General features: G+C 64.4%; 15 protein-coding genes and 4 pseudogenes. 4 read left to right on the forward strand and 15 right to left on the reverse strand.

Features of this window, described 5'->3' with window-relative positions; all coding sequences use genetic code 11:
• Positions 1–96 precede the first annotated feature (96 nt).
• The gene (locus ACETMP_RS08370) at positions 97–1,596 is read right to left on the reverse strand and encodes an NAD(P)H-hydrate dehydratase (protein ID WP_375160575.1); all 1,500 of its coding nucleotides are present in this window, start codon (positions 1,594–1,596) and stop codon (positions 97–99) included.
• A 380-nt stretch (positions 1,597–1,976) separates the two neighbouring features.
• Here ACETMP_RS08370 and ACETMP_RS08375 point away from each other — a divergent pair, with 380 nt between their 5' ends.
• A complete protein-coding gene (locus ACETMP_RS08375; RefSeq protein ID WP_375160576.1) occupies positions 1,977–2,315 on the forward strand; it encodes a P-II family nitrogen regulator in 339 nt (112 codons plus the stop codon).
• Positions 2,316–2,466: 151 nt separating this feature from the next.
• Positions 2,467–3,876 carry a type I glutamate--ammonia ligase gene (glnA, locus tag ACETMP_RS08380; RefSeq protein ID WP_375160577.1) on the forward strand — a complete coding sequence of 470 codons (1,410 nt, stop codon included), beginning with the start codon at positions 2,467–2,469 and terminating at the stop codon, positions 3,874–3,876.
• Positions 3,877–4,729: 853 nt separating this feature from the next.
• On the opposite strand, the pseudogene ACETMP_RS08385 reads toward glnA, so the two are convergent.
• The 8 genes and pseudogenes from ACETMP_RS08385 to ACETMP_RS08420 all read right to left on the reverse strand — a co-directional run bounded on the left by ACETMP_RS08385 (position 4,730) and on the right by ACETMP_RS08420 (position 11,722).
• Positions 4,730–5,504, reverse strand: a pseudogene (locus ACETMP_RS08385) (gamma-glutamyl-gamma-aminobutyrate hydrolase family protein).
• An 89-nt stretch (positions 5,505–5,593) separates the two neighbouring features.
• Complete coding sequence (locus ACETMP_RS08390) at positions 5,594–6,055, reverse strand: hypothetical protein (protein ID WP_375160578.1); 462 nt, start codon at positions 6,053–6,055, stop codon at positions 5,594–5,596.
• Positions 6,028–7,293, reverse strand: a complete 1,266-nt coding sequence (locus ACETMP_RS08395; protein WP_375160579.1) for a hypothetical protein — start codon at positions 7,291–7,293, stop codon at positions 6,028–6,030. The genes ACETMP_RS08390 and ACETMP_RS08395 overlap by 28 nt, the downstream gene beginning before the upstream one ends.
• A 63-nt stretch (positions 7,294–7,356) precedes the next feature.
• Positions 7,357–8,160: a class I SAM-dependent methyltransferase gene (locus ACETMP_RS08400; RefSeq protein WP_375160580.1), complete on the reverse strand. Its 804-nt coding sequence runs from the start codon at positions 8,158–8,160 to the stop codon at positions 7,357–7,359.
• 16 nt (positions 8,161–8,176) lie between these two features.
• Entirely contained in the window at positions 8,177–9,238 is a 1,062-nt protein-coding gene (locus ACETMP_RS08405) for an asparagine synthase-related protein (protein ID WP_375160581.1), read from the reverse strand.
• Positions 9,219–10,088, reverse strand: a complete 870-nt coding sequence (locus ACETMP_RS08410) for an asparagine synthetase B family protein (RefSeq protein WP_375160582.1) — start codon at positions 10,086–10,088, stop codon at positions 9,219–9,221. The genes ACETMP_RS08405 and ACETMP_RS08410 overlap by 20 nt, the downstream gene beginning before the upstream one ends.
• A 48-nt stretch (positions 10,089–10,136) precedes the next feature.
• Positions 10,137–10,976: a glycosyltransferase family 2 protein gene (locus tag ACETMP_RS08415; RefSeq protein ID WP_375160583.1), complete on the reverse strand. Its 840-nt coding sequence runs from the start codon at positions 10,974–10,976 to the stop codon at positions 10,137–10,139.
• Positions 10,973–11,722, reverse strand: coding sequence for a class I SAM-dependent methyltransferase (locus tag ACETMP_RS08420; RefSeq protein ID WP_375160584.1), 750 nt, complete (start codon positions 11,720–11,722; stop codon positions 10,973–10,975). Before ACETMP_RS08420 ends, ACETMP_RS08415 begins: the two co-directional genes overlap by 4 nt.
• Before the next feature lie 250 nt (positions 11,723–11,972).
• Here ACETMP_RS08420 and ACETMP_RS08425 point away from each other — a divergent pair.
• Positions 11,973–13,113 (forward strand): annotated as a pseudogene (locus ACETMP_RS08425) (AI-2E family transporter).
• A gap of 16 nt (positions 13,114–13,129) precedes the next feature.
• Here ACETMP_RS08425 and ACETMP_RS08430 read toward each other — a convergent pair.
• The 6 genes and pseudogenes from ACETMP_RS08430 to ACETMP_RS08455 form a co-directional block, all read right to left on the reverse strand.
• Positions 13,130–13,427: pseudogene (locus ACETMP_RS08430) on the reverse strand (antibiotic biosynthesis monooxygenase family protein).
• Positions 13,428–13,528: 101 nt separating this feature from the next.
• Positions 13,529–13,768 (reverse strand): hypothetical protein, encoded by a 240-nt coding sequence (locus tag ACETMP_RS08435; RefSeq protein WP_375160585.1) that lies wholly within the window; start codon positions 13,766–13,768, stop codon positions 13,529–13,531.
• 53 nt (positions 13,769–13,821) lie between these two features.
• Positions 13,822–15,041, reverse strand: a pseudogene (locus tag ACETMP_RS08440) (diguanylate cyclase).
• Positions 15,042–15,269: 228 nt separating this feature from the next.
• Positions 15,270–15,749, reverse strand: a complete 480-nt coding sequence (gene rpsI / locus ACETMP_RS08445; protein ID WP_028136031.1) for a 30S ribosomal protein S9 — start codon at positions 15,747–15,749, stop codon at positions 15,270–15,272.
• A gap of 1 nt (position 15,750) precedes the next feature.
• Complete coding sequence (rplM, locus tag ACETMP_RS08450; RefSeq protein ID WP_375160586.1) at positions 15,751–16,185, reverse strand: 50S ribosomal protein L13; 435 nt, start codon at positions 16,183–16,185, stop codon at positions 15,751–15,753.
• A gap of 188 nt (positions 16,186–16,373) precedes the next feature.
• Positions 16,374–16,802, reverse strand: coding sequence for a PaaI family thioesterase (locus ACETMP_RS08455; RefSeq protein ID WP_375160587.1), 429 nt, complete (start codon positions 16,800–16,802; stop codon positions 16,374–16,376).
• A gap of 143 nt (positions 16,803–16,945) precedes the next feature.
• Here ACETMP_RS08455 and ACETMP_RS08460 point away from each other — a divergent pair, with 143 nt between their 5' ends.
• Positions 16,946–17,710, forward strand: coding sequence for an enoyl-CoA hydratase (locus ACETMP_RS08460; RefSeq protein WP_375160588.1), 765 nt, complete (start codon positions 16,946–16,948; stop codon positions 17,708–17,710).
• The last annotated feature ends 99 nt before the right edge of the window (positions 17,711–17,809 follow it).

Genomic DNA, 17,809 nt, shown 5'->3' on the forward strand with positions numbered 1-17,809 from the left:
ATGGGTAGAGTGCAGCGAAACCCATCGCCATCACGTCAAGGTTTGGGATGATGGGTTTCGCTGCGCTCTCCCCATCCCTACTCGGCTGCCTGAGCACTAGTACTCCACCCCCAGCGCGGAATAGATCCGCCGGTGCACCGCCGGCAGCGTCTCGGTGAGATCCTCCGCGATCAGTCCCGGCCCGGCTTCGCTTGCCGCCTCGCCATGCATCCAGACGCCGATGCTGGCGGCTTCGAACGCCGGCACGCCCTGAGCCAGCAGCCCTGCGATGATGCCGGACAGCACATCACCGGCGCCGGCGGTGGCGAGCCAGGGCGGCGCGTTGGCGGCGATGGTGGCGCGGCCGTCGGGAGCGGCGATCGTGGTGTCGGGCCCCTTCAGCAGCACGACGGCGCCGGACCGCTCGGCGGCGGCGCGCACCCGCTCCAGCTTGGAACGGCCCGGGAACTTGTTGCTGAGGTCCGAGAACAGGCGCGGAAACTCGCCTTCGTGCGGGGTCAGCACCACTGCATTGTCAGCTGAGGACTTGACCGATTCGAACAGGCGCTCGGGGGTTGCGGCAAAGCTGGTCAGCGCATCGGCATCGAGCACCAGATGACGCTGCGCGCTCAGCGCGGTGTGGACGAGATCGCAGGTGCGTTCGCCGATGCCCGCGCCGGGACCGATGATGCAGGTGCTGTAGCGCTTGTCGGCGAGCAGCTCGCCGAACTCGACGACGGTGTCGACCGCGCGAACCATCACCGCAGTCAGCGCTGCCGCGTTGATCGCGAGCGCATCGCGCGGGCTCGCCAGCGTCACCAGGCCCGCCCCTGCCCGCAACGCGCCGCGCGCGGCAAGCCGCGCGGCCCCGGTCGCGGCCGCATCGCCGGAGACCGCCAGCACGTGCCCGCGCGCGTATTTGTGGCCGTCGATGCGCGGCAGCGGAAAGGTGGCGCCCCAGACCTCCGGATCGTTCTCGAAGGTCTGCGGCGCGATCTCGTCCAGCACCTGCGCGTCGATGCCGATGTCGACGACGCGCACGCGGCCGCAATGCATCCGGCCGGGCAGCAGCAAATGCGCCGGCTTCTTGCGGAAGAAGGTGACGGTCTCGGTGGCGTTTACCGCAGCGCCCATTACGGCCGCGCTGGTGCCGTTGATGCCGCTCGGCAGGTCGACCGCGAGCACCGGGGCACCGTTGGCGTTGATCGCCTCGATCATCGCGCGCGCCTCGCCATCGACGGGGCGGCTGAGGCCCGCACCGAACAGCGCATCGATGATCAGCGCAGGCCTTCCGATCGCCTGCGGATTGAACGGAAGCACCGGGTGCTTCCAGCCGCGCGCGGCGGAGGCCGCATCGGCCTGGAGCTGGTCGCGCTCGCACATCGGGATCACCGAGACCTCGCGCCCCTGGGCGGCGAGCTCGGCGGCTGCGACAAAGCCGTCACCGCCATTGTTGCCGGGCCCGGCCACGATCAGGATCGGCCCCTCCTCCACCAGTGCCTGGGCGGCCTCGGCGACGGCCTGGCCCGCGCTCAGCATCAGCTTGAAACCGGGCGTGCCGGCCGCGATGGTGAGCTGGTCCGCCCGCTGCATTTCGGCGTTGGTCAGAACTTCCATGCCAATTCCCTAGTACAATCGCCTTTTCAGCAGGCATCTTCGGCGCGGATAAGACGTGGGGAACAACGATCTGCACACAGATTGAACCGTTTGCCTATTTCGTAGTCTTCGGTATTTTGTGCAAGTCGGCGCCACCACTCAGAGATGCTCGTTAAAAGGCTGATAACGCTCCAATAATCAGGGCATTTGCAACTTGGCATAGACCCTGCTTTCGAGGAAGCCGCTTCGGTTCGTCGTGCTCACTGGCATTTTTCAGGGTGTCGCCGGCCGTTGGTGCCGGACAGGTCAGGACTTCCGGCATAGCGAAGACAAGATCGTGCGTTAGAGAAGCGCATCCTGACGAAGACGTTGCGATTTGATCGAAAGGCCGGAGGCGCGCAGTGAAGAAAATCGAAGCCATCATCAAGCCATTCAAGCTCGACGAGGTGAAGGAAGCGCTGCAGGAAGTCGGCCTTCAGGGCATCACCGTGACCGAGGCCAAGGGCTTTGGCCGGCAGAAGGGGCACGCCGAGCTGTACCGCGGCGCAGAATACATCGTCGACTTCCTGCCCAAGGTGAAGATCGAGATCGTGATCGGCGACGATCTGGTCGAGCGCGCCATCGACGCGATCCGCCGCGCCGCGCAAACCGGGCGCATCGGCGACGGTAAGATCTTCGTCTCCAACATCGAAGAGGCGATCCGCATCCGAACCGGCAAATCCGGGCTGGACGCTATCTGAGCCGGGTGCTATCCCGAATTTTGCGACACTCCGACTAGAATGAAGGCTGCTTCGGCGGCCTGATTTCGTTTGTGCGGTCGCGCAAAACTCGCCCTCAGCGAGAACAATTTGCTCATCTGGAAACCGACCCGCAGAGCCAAAAGGGGTATGCATGAAGACCGCCAAAGACGTCCTGAAATCGATCAAGGACAACGACGTCAAGTACGTCGACCTGCGCTTCACTGATCCGCGCGGCAAGTGGCAGCATGTGACGTTCGACGTCAGCATGATCGATGAAGACATCTTCGCCGAAGGGACGATGTTCGACGGCTCCTCGATCGCCGGCTGGAAGGCGATCAACGAGTCCGACATGTGCCTGATGCCCGATCCGGTCACCGCGACGATCGACCCGTTCTTCGCCGAGACCACCATGGTCATCACCTGCGACGTGCTCGAGCCGACCACCGGCGAGCCCTACAACCGCGACCCCCGCGGCATCGCCAAGAAGGCCGAGGCCATGGTGAAGTCGATGGGCGTAGGCGACAGCGTGTTCGTTGGCCCCGAAGCCGAGTTCTTCGTGTTCGACGACGTGCGCTATTCGGCCGACCCCTACAAGACCGGTTTCCGGCTCGACTCCTCGGAGCTGCCGACCAATTCCGACACCGAATATGAAGGCGGCAATCTCGGCCACCGCATCCGCACCAAGGGCGGCTACTTCCCGGTTCCGCCGCAGGATTCGGTGCAGGACATGCGCTCCGAGATGCTGGGGGCCATGGCCAAGATGGGCGTCAAGGTCGAGAAGCATCACCACGAAGTCGCTTCCGCCCAGCACGAGCTCGGCATGAAGTTCGACACGCTGACGCTGATGGCCGACCACATGCAGATCTACAAGTACTGCATCCACCAGGTCGCGCACATCTACGGCAAGACCGCCACCTTCATGCCGAAGCCGATCTTCGGCGACAACGGCTCGGGCATGCACGTGCACCAGTCGATCTGGAAGGACGGCAAGCCGGTGTTCGCCGGCAACAAATACGCCGACCTGTCGGAGACCTGCCTGCACTACATCGGCGGCATCATCAAGCACGCCAAGGCGATCAACGCCTTCACCAACCCCTCGACCAACTCCTACAAGCGTCTGGTCCCGGGCTATGAGGCCCCCGTGCTGCTCGCCTATTCCGCGCGCAACCGCTCGGCCTCCTGCCGCATCCCCTACACCGCTTCGCCCAAGGCCAAGCGGGTCGAGGTGCGCTTCCCCGATCCGATGGCCAATCCCTATCTCGGCTTCGCCGCGATGCTGATGGCCGGCCTCGACGGCATCAAGAACAAGATCGATCCGGGTCCGGCGATGGACAAGGATCTCTACGACCTGCCGAAGGAAGAGCTGAAGCAGATCCCGACCGTCTGCGGCTCGCTCCGCGAGGCGCTCGAGAACCTCGACAAGGACCGCGGCTTCCTCAAGGCCGGCGGCGTGTTCGACGACGACTTCATCGACGCCTACATCGAGCTGAAGATGACCGAGGTCGCCCGCTTCGAAATGACCCCGCACCCGGTCGAGTTCGAGATGTACTATTCGGGCTGAGCGGCCCGACCTGTCCGCGACAGCAAAAGGCGCTTCCGAAAGGAGGCGCCTTTTCGTTTCAGCGACATTGAACTCAGGCACCCGCCTTCAACCAAGGCGCGTTGAAAAGCTTGGATCACGCTGAAGCCGGACGATCGGCTGGCACGCTTGCGCTTCGTCCGCGTAGCGGCCGTGCAGCTTGTGTCTCGGGCGCGTCAGCTTTCGTTCTGCATCTGACTCCACTTCGTTCTCAAAGAACAAATCAGAGCCGCAAAAATCAGGGCGGACCAATTCCTACTGATTGGTTTATCTCGTCAGAAATTCGGGATGCACCTTGGATAGACAGTCCTCGTAGGGCGGATTAGCCGAAGGCGTAATCCGCCAAATGCGTACGACGCTCACGCACGATCGCCAAAGTTGCCATTCACGTTGCTATCTCCCGCCTAATCCGCCGGAAACAGTCCGGCCTCGACATCCCGGTGAAATGACGAATGCGGCCAATCCAACACGCGGGTCACATATCCGTGCTTGACTGGGTTGATGTAGCAATACCGAGATGGCGTGCATCGTCGGTTTCGTCGCGGATGAGGTGCTCCCAGAACCGGTTCTGCCATACGCCACGCTCCCGTCTTGCGATCTGAGCAGCCGCTGCCTACGATCATGAAGATTGATCGTGAAGAAGCAGCAGCCACCTGGAACAAATGCACGGCGCTAGTTCGGCATTGCAGCTGCCCCATGAAGTAAAGATGGCGGATTGCGCCTTCGGCTAATCCGCCCTTCCCAGTCAAGCCGAGTGCGCAACGTGGCAGAAGCTGGATTCCCGCTCTGCGCCGCAACGCTCCGCGTTGCAGCTTGTCCGGGACACGAACGCGCCCTACGCCGCCGCCTTCTGCCGCGCCACCAGGGCCTCGCCAAAGGCCTCGAACAGCTTGCGGTTGACCGGATTGTGCTGGGGATCGTATTCGGCGTGCCATTGCACGCCGAGCGCGAAGGTCGGAGCGTCCGCGATCCGGATCGCCTCGATGGTGCCGTCCTCGGCGACGCCCTCGATCAGCACGCGCTTGCCGGGATCGAGGATACCCTGGCCGTGCAGCGAATTGACCCTGATCTTCTCGCAACCGAGAATCCTTGCGAACGCCCCGCCCGGCGTCAGGTCGACATCGTGGCGGTCGGCGAACACCACGGTCGGATCGGGATGGATCTCGCCGTTCTCGAGGCCGGGGCATGCGATGGTTCATGCGGCCGGGAATTTCGCGGATCTCGGGATGCAGCGAGCCGCCGAACGCGACATTCATCTCCTGCAGGCCGCGGCAGATGCCGAACAGCGGGATGCCGCGGGATACGCAGGCGACCGAAAGGGCCAGCGCCACCTCGTCGCGGTGGATGTCGTAGGGTTCGTGCTTCTCGCAGGGGTCGACGTTGAAACGGGTCGGGTGCACGTTGGCCCGGGCGCCGGTGAGGATGATGCCGTCCACGGTGTCGAGCAGTGCCGCGATATCGGTGATGTCGGGCGAGCCCGCGAACATCACCGGCAAGCCGCCGGAGACCTCGGCCACGGCGCGCAAGTTTCGCTCGCCCACCATCTGGACCTGAAATCGATTTTCGACGCGATGGGCATTCCCGATCACGCCGACGACCGGCTTTCTCATCTGTCGTTCCGCGCCTCCCGTCAGAAGATTCTCGTAACATGCCCCTCGGATGGAACAAATTCAACCGAAGGGATCGCGGGACGGCAATGCTATTTTCGCGCAAATGCCGCCTCGGCCGCCCGGCCGGCTCGCAGATGCTGCCACGCTCCCGCGACGAAAAGCCGGATCCGGTCAAACAGAACCGCCGCCAGAATGGCGCTCGCGCCGCCCAGAAACGGGACGGCATAATAGGCGTAGCGGTTGAAGCCGTAGACCAGAAACGCTGGAAACGCGAGGCTGACGAGTGCGAGCAGGATCATCAGGCTGCCGCCGGCGACCAGATTGGCGGGAAGCGGGCGCAGGAATCCGAGGCGGGCGCCGATGGCACCTGCAACCAGGACGAAAGCGAGGATCAGGGTTGCCGCGGACACCCAGCGGATCGGTCCCGGGAGCTCATCGTACTCGCTCGATATGGTCAGCCCGTACCAGAGATCGGCCAGATCCGGCCGCGGCTGGTAGCCGAACGTCAGGAGACGGTCCAGTTTCACCTGCACCTGGTCCGGCGACGGCAACAGCCACCGCCTCGAGGCCGCCAGTGAGGCTTGTAATAGTCGTAGATCAGCCGCCGATATTTGAGCCCGGTCGGGCTTCCAAACATGGGATAGGCGTCCCGGCGCACGAAGAATTCGTAGCCCTGCGGATTGACGGCGCGCCGCGCCGCGCCATTGGCGTCAAACAGCAGGAAGTACATTTCGCGCAGGAAATGCTTGCTGATGTGCCGGTACAGCGTCGACGGTGTCGTCAGCGTCTCGATGAAGATGTCGCGAACCACCTTCTCGAATTCTTCCGGGCTGTCGTCTGGCTTCTTCAACTCCTCCAGGGCGCCGAAGGGCCATTGATAGACCACGATGTCGGACCAGCCGGTGGGCGTATCCAGCGCCCGCATCCGCTCGACATAGGCCCGCGCCTTGGCTTTCCGGTCGAGATGGACCCCGTGATCGAAGTCGCCGGAATAGCCGACCACGAATGCCATCACCGCCACGCTTTCGCTGCCGGCCGGACGTTTTCCAATCGCGTAATTGACCGCGGTGGGGATCAGGTACACGGCCGTGGCGAGGCCGCCTGCCAGCGCGACCACGCTCAGTCGGCGGAGCCATCCGGCGTCCAGCACCACGACCAACCAGAGCAGGATGATCGCAGCTTGTCCGACCGCGGCCGACCGGCACGTCATGACGGCTCCCAGGCTTGCCCCGAGCGCCGCTGCGGCGACAAATGGCGACCACCTCCTGAAGGCGATGCCTGCGGCGAGGAAGGCCGCAAGGCTGACCAGAAAGTTCGAGATGCTCTCGGCGCCGATCGTGTTGTCGTAGTGAACCGTGCGCGCATAGAGCGCGGCGATCAGAAAGGCCAGGACCGACAGGATTCGGGGCGCACCGGCAAAGCGCACCGTCGCGGCGACGAGAAGAGCCGTGCCGATGCTCATCAGATGCTGGACGATGACGAAGACCACGATATGCGGCCCGAACAGCTTGGACAGCAGCACCAGGAACACCGCCAGGCCGTACGGCCGCTTCCCGGTATTATCGATGTAATGGCCGTTCAGAATGGCCTGCGCTTCGTCCAGATAGGCATCGCTATCCTCGTGGACGAAATGATCGGGCCAGGCCACCAGAAATGCCAGATGAACCATCAGTGCAAGACCGATCGCCCAGACCCAGATCCCGAGCCACGTGAGACGGCTTGCCCAAGCGAGGAGCGCCCGCCACTTCTGACTTGGTCCCCACTCACCTCCGATGTCGATAGCAGGCAAATTGATTCTCCAAATGCACTGGCGGCGCGAAGGCGGCGGCGGCCGTGCGCCAGGAAGATCAGATCATGCCGGACGGGTGCCGGACACCGTCCAGCTATAGCCGTGGCGGTGGTAGAGCCTGACGTCACTGAACCCGCCATCCGCCAACAGCGCTTCTGCCTCGGCGCGGGTGTAATATTTTGCGTAAGCGGGATTGAGCTGGTCGTAGATGGTCAAGCGGCGGACGCTGCGGGGAAATTTCGCAAGCACCGAGCGCATGTAGGACCTCATCGGAAGCGGCAAGATCCGGCACAGCCCGATATAGGCCGTCAGTGCCCATTCGAGGCCGTGAGACAGCACCACGAGCAATCGGTGCGGCAGCAGCACCGTGAGCTTGCGCAGCGGGATCGCGAGCGACAGGTAGGTCTCGTTGCCTTCGTAGCCATAGAGCCAGACGATGCAGCGTCCTCCCGGACGCAGGGCAGCGAACGCGGCGCGAACCACGGGCGCCGGTTCGGGGATGTGATGCAGGACCCCCATCGAAACCACGTAGTCGAGCCCGAGATCGGGCGGCAGCCGGTCGCCGGGTGCCTGCAAATAGTCGATGCGGTCGGCACGTGCCGCCGTGTTGTCCTTCAGGACCAGCATGGCGTCGGACGGCTCCACCGCAACGACGCGGGCCGCCCCCGCATCGAGCAGCATGTTGACGATGCGTCCGGTGCCGCTTCCGATGTCGGCGATCCGCTTGCCCGCGACATCTTCAAGGGCGAGCAGCGGACCGAACAGATCGGCAAGGAGATCGGCCGACCCGTAATAGCCGGGATTGTCGCGGAAGGCGGTCCATTGCTCGCCAAAATCGCTGATCGTCTGATCCTTCAGGTCGGGCATGCGTCCACCTAGCCGCTCATGCCTGGCGCGGCGCCGGCGCTGCCAGCCCCGCCAACCAGATGCCCAGCGTCAGGATCGGCCAGAGCGCAAATGCGTTGTCGCTGCTGGCTTCGCGATGCGCCTTCCACAGCTGCCGGATCGCGTCCGGCTTCATCAAGGGCGCGAAAACGTCAGCTTCGCGGTCGAGCACCCGTTCGCAGATCGGCCGCAGCCCGCCGCGCCGCATCAATTGCGCGATCGGCACGTTAAAGCCGCGCTTGCGCGACCATGCGGCCTCGGCCGGCATGCCCAGGCGCTCGGCCAGCTTGCGCAACACGTATTTCGGCGCGCCCTTGGGCCAGGGATTGAGCAGCGAGACATCGAGCCTGCCGGCGAGGTCCATGACCCGCCGGTCGAGGATCGGAACGCGCACCTCGAGACCATGCGCCATGCTCATGGCATCGACCTTGGTGAGAACGCTCTGGAGGTGGAAGCGCTGGTCGGCGATCAGCGCCCGATCCAGCACCTTCTCGTGCGGCTCCGCATAGTACTCGGCGTATTCCGCAAACGGGTCGGTCGAGGCAAGATCGGCCATGCCGCGGTCATAGATTCTCTCGGCGAGAAACCGGGGAACGAGCCGCCGCCATTGCAGATGCGGGCTGCTGCCGCCGTCGCCGAGACCGAGCGCGAAGCGGGCGAGTTGCGCGGCTGCCGGAAGCCGCTTCTCGTTGCCGCGCACCGACGCATAGGCAAGGCGCCCGGTCAGGCCTGCGACGCGGCGCGGCACGAGATGACGCGCGCCCTCCGCCATCATGGTCGCGGCGTAGGTCTCGTATCCCGCAAAGAACTCGTCGCCGCCATCGCCCGAGAGCACCACGGTGGAATGCCGCCGGACCGCACCGGCAAGGTGATAGAAGCCGAGCGCGCCGGTATCGGCGCATTGGCCGTCGAAATGATAGACCACGGCCCGCAGCGCAGCCTCGGCCCCCTCGCCCGCTTCGCCGTCGATGACGTTGAGCGGCAGGCCGGCGGCGGCGGCGATCTGCCGCGCGACCGACGTTTCGTCGTGGCTCTTCTCGCTAAAGCCCGCCGTGAACAAGGGCGGCTTCAGGCCGAGCCGCCCGAGCGTGAGGCTGATTAGCGAGCTGTCGATGCCCTCCGCTCTGGAGCACGGCGAGCGGCACGTCGCTCACCATCTGGCTCTTCACCACCGTCTCGATGGTCGATTGCAGCCGGACGACCGCTTCGTCGAGGTCGTCGATCTCCGGCGCGCGCACCGGCCGCCAGAAGCGCCGCTCGGTCCGCTCCCGGTCGGTGAAACTGATCGCCGTGCCGGGCGGGACCTGCTTGACGTCCTGAAACAGGCTCTGCCGCGTGCCGGTGTGGCCCGCGGCGAGATAGGTGTGGAGCGCGACGGGATCGATCTGCGCCGCGACCTCGCCACTGGCGGTGATTCCCTTGATCTCGCTGCCAAACAGGACGCTGCCGTCGCTCTCGAAATAATGCAGCGGCTTGATCCCGATGCCGTCGCGCGCAAGGATCAGGCGACGTTCCCGGCGATCCCACAGGCCGATGGCGAAAAAGCCTTCGAGCCGCTCGAACATCGCTTCGCCCCAGGCGAGGTAGGCGTAGGGAAGGATTTCGGTGTCGCAAGTGCTGCGAAAGCGGAAGCCGAAGGATCGCTCGAGCTCGCTACGCAGTTCGCGGTCGTTGTAGATCTCGCCGTTATAGGTGACGACGATGCGGCCGGAGGCATCGAGCATCGGCTGATGGCCGCCCTCGGAGAGATCGCGGATGGCGAGCCGGCGGTGAGCCAGGCCGACGGGTCCTTCCAGCCAGGTGCTCTCGCCGTCCGGACCGCGATGGACCAGCGCAGCCGACATCGCCGCAACCGCGCGCGGATCTGCGGCGCGGCCGTCACGATGAAAGATGCCGGCTATGCCGCACATTGCGTTCCTCTGCCGAGGGAGGTCATGGTCGCTGATTCATGATCTGCTTCAGCAGCACCGCGAGCAGCCCCATGGCGACGACGAGGATGCTGAGCAGGATCGCGCCGACGCCCAGGACGAAGCACTGACGAGCTGCAGCACGATGCCGCCGATCAGGGAGACCAGGGCAAGCGCCGTGCACATCATCGCCAGCAGCACGAAGATCTTCAGCGGATTGTAGTAGGTGCAGGCCTCCAGGACGTATTGCAGGGTCCGGATGGAGTCGCGGAACAGGTTCACCTTGGAGCGGCCGATCCGTTCCTTGTAGTCGATCTCGACGTAGTCGACGAATTTCGCGTTCATCATGTAGGCAAGCGTCAGCGACGTCGTGAAGCTGAAGAGGTCGCTGACATGCTCGAAATAGGAGATGGCAACCTTCCTGTCGAACACGCGAAGGCCGGAATTGATGTCGGGAATGTCCCGGTTGGCGGTGAATTCGACGATCGCCTTCAGGATTGCGCGCAGCGGCGACTTCAACATCGACTCCCGGTAGTTGGGCCCGGTCCGGGCGCCGACGACCATGTCGAAACCCTGGTTGTAACGGGCGACAAGTCCGGGGATCGCCTCCATCGGATAGGAGCCGTCCGCGTCGCTGATGACGATCGTATCGTAGGACGCGGCGCGAATTCCATCCTTCAGCGAGCGGCCATAGCCGATGTTGTGGGGATGCCTGATCACCCTGGCACCCGCCTGTTCGGCGAGCGCGCCGGTGCCATCGACCGACCCGTCGTCGACGATGACGATTTCGTAGGGGGTGAGTTGAGCGCCCTCGAGAGCCGCCCTGCCCCGATCGATGGTTTCAACGATGCCGTTGCGCTCGTTGAGCGCGGGAATGATGACTGAAATCATAAGCGACGTGCGATACAGGTAACGGATTGCCCGAAGAAGCTTCGCGAAAGCGGATCGAGCGCCCGCGACAGCGGCACAATGTATTTGTCGAACAATGCAATCTGCCCATTCACGGCGTCATCGTTGAGCGAGTGATGCCGTTTCAGGCGATTGGCAAGCCAGCCCAATCCGCCGACGGGATTGAAATAGCTCAGCCGGACGAGCTCGACCGGCTGATCCTTCAGCAGATCGGCCAGACGCGTCGTGGTGTAGCGACGGCAGTGTCCCGCCAGGCGATCGAGATCGTTATAGAGCAGCATCAGGGCCGGCACGCTGATCAGGAGATGACCTCCCGGCTTCAGCACGTCGACCAGGTTGGCAATCGCGGTCGCGTCGTCCTCGATGTGCTCGAGCACGTTGATGGTGAACACCGCATCGACGCCTTCAGGAAACAGCGACCGCAACTGATCCCGGACCAGGATATCGCAGACGGCAAACTTGCGGCCGGGCATCTGCCGCGTGGCTTGCTCGACGCTGTCGCGGTCGTGGTCCACGCCGCAATAATCTCCGAGCTCGCCCAGCGCCTTGCTGTAGTGCCCGTGACCAAATCCGACTTCGACGATTTGTCCCCGCAGATAAGGGCGGAACTGGTCGATGACCCAGTTCATGTAGTTCTGCGCATCCGCAATCGCGCTGGAATAGGTATCTGCCCCAGTCTTGAGCGCGTCGATCGGGACAGGCCGAAGCGGACGAGAGATCTGGACCATGAAACCTGCCCTTTCCTACAGGCGAATTAGCAGGACGAGGCCTGTTTCTCAAGGGCGTTCGGCCTCCACATCGCGTTCAGGTTGATCGTTCGGAATGACCCGCCCCGAACACATCGTGCCTGTGGCCTGCGGGTGCCTTGACTTTGGTTCCACAAAAACGCTTGGCTCCCGGGCGCCCTTCCGGCAAACCCTGCCCCGGTCGATCATCCCAGGCATGGCGCAAGGCCAGAAACCAGAAAGAAGATGTGACGTGACGAGACCCGCAGACGGACGCTCCCTCTCCCGCGGCGACCTTGCCTGGGCGGTTTCGGTCGGGGGCATCGGCGTCGTGCTGTTCACCGCGCTGCTCGCCTTCACCTGGTATTTCGCCGCCACCTTGCTGCTGATCTTCACAGGCATGCTGCTCGGTCTCGGCCTCAACGCGCTGACGATCGCGCTCGGCCGCCGCGTGCCTCTGCCGCATGCGGTGCGGCTCGCCATCGTCTGCACCGCGCTTGCCCTGATGCTCGCCGGCGTCGCCTATCTCGGCGGCGCCACCATTGCCGAGCAGGCTTCGCTGCTGAGCAAGACCCTCAAGTCGCAGCTCGCCAATGTCAGGTCGCTCCTGGACAGCCACGGCATCGACACCAGCTTCTTCGATCTCGGCAATGGCGGAGCCGAGTCCGCGGTCAGCCCGCCGGCGGAGACGAGCCCCTCGCCGGTGACGCCCCCGCGCAGTGCCTTGCCCGGCGCGGGCGCGCTGGCCTCCAGCGGCGGGGCGATCGTGAGCCAGACCTTCAAGCTGCTGCTCGGCACCATCCACGGTGTCGGCAACATCTTCATCGTGCTGTTCCTGGGCTTCGCCTTCGCCGCCCAGCCGGCCGCCTATCACGACGGTCTCTTGTTCCTGGCGCCGGCCAGGCACCGCACCCGCGTCGCCCTCGTCATCGACCGCATAGCCGAGACCCTCGAGGCGCTGGCTGGTCGCGCAGATCATCGTCATGCTCGCGGTCGGCGTAGTGACCTGGGTCGGGTTGGCCGTCATCGGCATCCCCGGCTCGTTCATCCTGGGGATTCAGGCCGGCCTGCTCGCCTTCATTCCGACCGTCGGGGCCATCATCGCCGGTGTCATCGTGGTGCTGGCAAGCCTCGCCTCGGGCTGGATTCCGGCACTGTCGGCCTTTCTGCTCTTCATGGGCGTGCACGCCATGGAGAGCTATGCGCTGACGCCGATCCTGCAGCGGCAGGCGCTGGACATCCCGCCGGCCACGCTGTTCGCGTTCCAGATCCTGCTCGGCGTCGTGTTCGGAATCTGGGGCCTGGCCCTGGCGCTGCCGCTGGTCGCCATCGCCAAGGTCATGATCGACCATTTCAAGACCTATGAGGCGCCGCCGCTGATGGAGGCGGCGTGAAGCGGCCTCACTCAGTTCAGCTCGTCAGCACGGTCTCGGTGTGCTCGACCTCCGGGGGCGAGGCGAAATACTGGCCGACGAGGCCGCGCCATTCGGCGAAATTCTCCGAGCCGCGGAAATCGACGGTGTGGTTTTCCAGCGTCGCCCACTTCACCATCAGCCGGTAGCGCTGCGGCTTTCTCGATCGATTTGTGCAATTCGAAGCCGTGAAAGCCCTTGGAGCGGCCGAAAGCGGCCTTGGCCTTGGCGACGGCGGCCTCAAAGTCCTTCTCGCTGCCCGGCTTGACGTCGATTTGCGCGATCTCGGTGATCATCGGTTTCCACCCTTTTTGCTCGATGGGCGTGTCTACCGCAGCCGACGAAAAAGAAAAAGGCACCGAAGCGGCGCCCTGGTCGGTCCAAACATGCAGATCTCTCAGATCAGCAGCAGGACCGTGCCCGCCACGATGAGGGCGCAACCGACGAACAGCGCGAGCGGCCAGGCGCTACGGCGGCTCTGAGTATAACGCCCCTGCGCGCGGCGCTCGCTGATCAGCGCGCTTTCGTATTCGTCCGCGGTCGAGAACAGGCAGGCGAAACCGCTGCGCGCCGAGGCCGCGGCGGTTTCAAGCGACATCAGGGCGGCTTGCGGGTTCTGTCGGCGGATCGATTCCATGGCCGCAATGGTAGGGATCGAGTGGTAAACAGAGCATTACCCGCAACGCCGTCTCAGGCGGTGGCCGGCCGCGCCTGCGATGCGCCGATCCGCGCGGCGCTCTGGCGGCGCCAGTTCTCCAGCGACAACGGCAGCTCCTCCGCCGCCTCGACGCGGTTACGGCCGCCGCGCTTGGCCTGGTAGAGCGCGGTGTCGGCGGACGCCAGCAGCACCTCGAGCTCGGTCCCGGCGGGCCCGCCGGCGACGCCGATGCTGACAGTGGTATCGACCGGACCTTCATCGACCACGACGCCGGAGGTCTCGAAAGCCTCGCGCACGCGCTCGGCGACCAGCACGCCCTCCGCCAGCGAGCACGGCAAGAGCGCTGCGAATTCCTCGCCGCCGATGCGGCCCGACAGGTCGGAGATGCGTAGATTGCTGACGACGACAGTCGAGAACAGCTTCAGCATCTCGTCGCCGGCGGGATGGCCGAAGCGGTCGTTGATCGACTTGAAGTGATCGATGTCGAAGATCATCACGGTCACGGGGCGCCCGGCCTTGGCCTCGCGCTCGATCACGCGGCCGCAGGCCTCGAGAAGCCGCGGCGGTTGAGCATGCCGGTCAGCGGATCGGTGGAAGCGGCGGTCCGGTGCGCGGTCACCGTGCGCTCGGACACCAGCATGAAGATCACGAAGACGGTGCCGACGGCATAGAGGATGAGCTCGACCGCGAATACGGTGACCCAGATGCTGCCGGAGAAGCCCGCATCGTTCGGACGCAGGAAGCTGCCGATCAGGATCGGCAGCATCAACACGCAGCCGTGCATCACTGGCATGATGATGGCCGGCCAGCGTCGTTGCAGGCTCTTGCGCCGTTCGGTCCAGAGCTCGCTGGCGGTCAGCGCCGCATAGACCGAGACGATGCCGGCACCGACGATCATGCGCAGCATGGATGCCGCCGGATCCAGCAATGTCACGGCAGCGACCCAGGCGAGCGCGCCGAGCACGAGGCCCGGCCAGTTCGGCTTGCGGCCATGGAAGACGCGCGCCGCGTTCCACACCATGCCGCAGGCGACGAAGCCGACGGCATTCAGCGCCAGATAGAGATGCGGGCCGAGCCTGTCGCCGGCGGCGGTCCATAGCGCGACGGATGCGGCACCGAGCAGATAGGCGGTGCCCCACCATTTCAGTGCAAGGCTGTTTTCCTGCCTGCCAAAAAACACCATCATCGCGCCGAGCAATGCGGCAACCATGGTGGCGACCAAATAGAGCGTGATGCTATCGAGCGACATCATGTCGGCCCCCTCTAGAACATAGCAGTACGCGATCGGTAGATCCGATTTGCGCGCCCTTCCGAAGACGACGCTAGGTCTGGCGAGTTCCATTCAGGTTTTCGCGGGAGGCCAAGTTTTCCGGAAACACGCCATCAATTTGCATACAAACGAACAGCAAAAAGGGCGCTGAAATCAGCGCCCTTTTGCATCTCATTGAAGCCGCTTTCGCGGCGAATGCGACAGAAGCGATTAACGCTTCGAGAACTGGAAGGAACGGCGGGCCTTGGCCTTGCCGTACTTCTTCCGCTCGACCACGCGGGAGTCGCGGGTCAGGAAGCCGCCCTTCTTGAGCACGCCGCGCAGCTCCGGCTCGAAATAGGTGAGCGCCTTGGAGATGCCGTGACGGACCGCGCCGGCCTGGCCGGACAGGCCGCCGCCGGCGACGGTGCAGATCACGTCGTACTGGCCCGAACGCTGGGCCACGGAGAACGGCTGCTCGATCATCATCCGCAGCACGGGACGGGCGAAATAGACCTCGACCTCGCGCGAATTGACGGTGACCTTGCCGGCGCCCGGCTTGATCCACACGCGGGCGACCGCGTCCTTGCGCTTGCCGGTGGCATAGGCGCGGTTGAACTTGTCGACCTTCTTCTCGTGCTTGGGCGCGTCAGGCGCGGCCGCCGTCTTGAGCTGCGAGAGCTGGTCGAGCGACTGGATGGATTCGGCCATGTTATGCGGCCCTCGTGTTCTTGCGGTTCAACTTGGCGATGTCGATCTTCTCGGGCTGCTGCGCCTCGTGCGGATGATCGGCCCCGCCGTAGACACGCAGGTTGCCCATCTGCACGCGACCGAGCGGACCACGCGGAATCATGCGCTCGACGGCCTTCTCGAGCACGCGCTCGGGATGCTTGCCCTCGAGGATCTGGCGCGCGGTGCGCTCCTTGACGTGGCCGACATAGCCGGTGTGCTTGTAGTAGGTCTTCTGCTCGCGCTTGCGACCGGTGAGGACCGCATGCTGCGCGTTGATGATGATGACGTTGTCGCCGCAATCGACGTGCGGGGTGTAGGTCGGGAGGTGCTTGCCGCGCAGGCGCATGGCGACGATGGTGGCGAGACGGCCGACGACCAGACCCTTGGCGTCGATCAGCACCCACTTCTTCGTCACCTCAGCCGGCTTTGCCGAAAAAGGTTTTCATGTCAGAGTTTCCGTGGACGGGGAGCATCGGCGCGAACACCGCACCGGACTGCGCGGGTTCTAGAGAAGAGACGCGCCAGGGTCAATGCCAAGCGACGCAAATTACTCGTTTTATATCAACAGCTTAAAAATATGGTGTCATATTACCTGCAAAAAGCTCAAACATTTGGAATGGAATAGGTCGAGGTGACATGGGCGATCGGATCGGGCGAGGTGCCGGACAACAGCTTCACTTCCCCGACCGCGAGCCGCTTGCCGAGCTTGAGCAGCCGGGCCTCGGCCAGCACGTCCTGCCCGGACCCGCCCTTGCGCAGGAAATTGATGTTGAGATTGGTGGTCACTGCGAGCCCGACCGGCCCGATCGCGGACAGCAGCACCACGTACATCGCGAAATCGGCCAGCGCCATCAGGGTCGGCCCGGACACGGTACCGCCCGGCCGCAGCATCTTTTCGCTGTATCGCTGCCGCAAAAGGCAGGTCTGGCCGTCGGCGCTCTCGATCGTGATGTCGCCGCCGCTGAAGGCCTGGGGAAACTCGTGACGGAGGAACTGCTCCACCTCTGCCACGCTCATTTTCGCTAACGCCATGCTGTTCCCCACCCTCGCTTCACTTGCCCTGTTACATTAAGTTATCTGCGTCATTCAAATGCAATAATCCAACGGAAACGCTTCGATGTCCGGCCAGGCCGCCCGCGCCCTCCCCGCAACCGCCGATCCTGCTGCGCGAGACCGTGGGCTCCATCGCGGTCCTGACGCTGAACCGGCCAGCCGCGCGCAACAGCCTGTCGGCGGCGATGATCGCGGGCCTGCATGCGCAGCTCAATGATATCCGCGACGACAAGGCCGTCCGCGGCGTCGTGATCGCCGCCAACGGCCCGGCCTTCTCGGCCGGCCACGACATGAAGGAGCTCACCGCGCGCCGCACCGACGCTGATCGCGGCCGTGCCTTCTTTGCCGAGATGATGAATGCCTGCAGCGCGATGATGCAGGCGATCGTGCATCTGCCGAAGCCCGTGGTCGCGGCCGTCCAGGGCATCGCGACCGCAGCCGGTTGCCAGCTGGTTGCCAGCTGCGATCTTGCGATCGCATCGGAGGACGCGAAGTTCGCCACGCCCGGCGTCGACATCGGCCTGTTCTGCTCGACGCCGATGGTGGCGCTGTCGCGCAACGTCCCGCGCAAGCAGGCCATGGAGATGCTGCTGACGGGTGAGCCTGTCACCGCCGAGCGTGCCCGCGAGATCGGCCTCGTCAACCGCGTGGTGCCGGCCGGTACCGAGCTCGGCGCCGCGATCGAGCTCGCGCAACAGGTCGCGCTGAAATCCGCCTACACCGTCAAGCTCGGCAAGGAAGCGTTCTACCGCCAAGCCGAGATGAGCCTTGCGGACGCCTATCGCTATGCGGCAGAGGTGATGACCGAGAACATGATGGCACGCGACGCCGAGGAAGGCATCGGCGCCTTCATCGAGAAGCGCACGCCGACCTGGCGGGATGAGTGATAGCGTCATTCCGGGGGCGCGAAGCGCAACCCGGAATCTCGGGATTCCCGGTGCGCAATTGCGCACCTGAGGTCTGGTCCTTCGGACCATCCCGGAATG

It is taken from the genome of Bradyrhizobium dasycarpum (genome assembly GCF_042019905.1).
Lineage (GTDB): Bacteria > Pseudomonadota > Alphaproteobacteria > Rhizobiales > Xanthobacteraceae > Bradyrhizobium > Bradyrhizobium japonicum_B.

Coding starts and splice junctions, on each gene's coding strand:
- ACETMP_RS08370 (WP_375160575.1), bottom strand. CDS start 1,596: ATGGAAGTTCTGACCAACGCCGAAATGCAGCGGGCGGACCAGCTCACC.
- glnA (WP_375160577.1), top strand. CDS start 2,467: ATGAAGACCGCCAAAGACGTCCTGAAATCGATCAAGGACAACGACGTC.
- ACETMP_RS08400 (WP_375160580.1), bottom strand. CDS start 8,160: ATGCCCGACCTGAAGGATCAGACGATCAGCGATTTTGGCGAGCAATGG.
- ACETMP_RS08410 (WP_375160582.1), bottom strand. CDS start 10,088: ATGTGCGGCATAGCCGGCATCTTTCATCGTGACGGCCGCGCCGCAGAT.
- ACETMP_RS08415 (WP_375160583.1), bottom strand. CDS start 10,976: ATGATTTCAGTCATCATTCCCGCGCTCAACGAGCGCAACGGCATCGTT.
- ACETMP_RS08420 (WP_375160584.1), bottom strand. CDS start 11,722: ATGGTCCAGATCTCTCGTCCGCTTCGGCCTGTCCCGATCGACGCGCTC.
- ACETMP_RS08435 (WP_375160585.1), bottom strand. CDS start 13,768: ATGGAATCGATCCGCCGACAGAACCCGCAAGCCGCCCTGATGTCGCTT.
- rpsI (WP_028136031.1), bottom strand. CDS start 15,749: ATGGCCGAATCCATCCAGTCGCTCGACCAGCTCTCGCAGCTCAAGACG.
- ACETMP_RS08455 (WP_375160587.1), bottom strand. CDS start 16,802: ATGGCGTTAGCGAAAATGAGCGTGGCAGAGGTGGAGCAGTTCCTCCGT.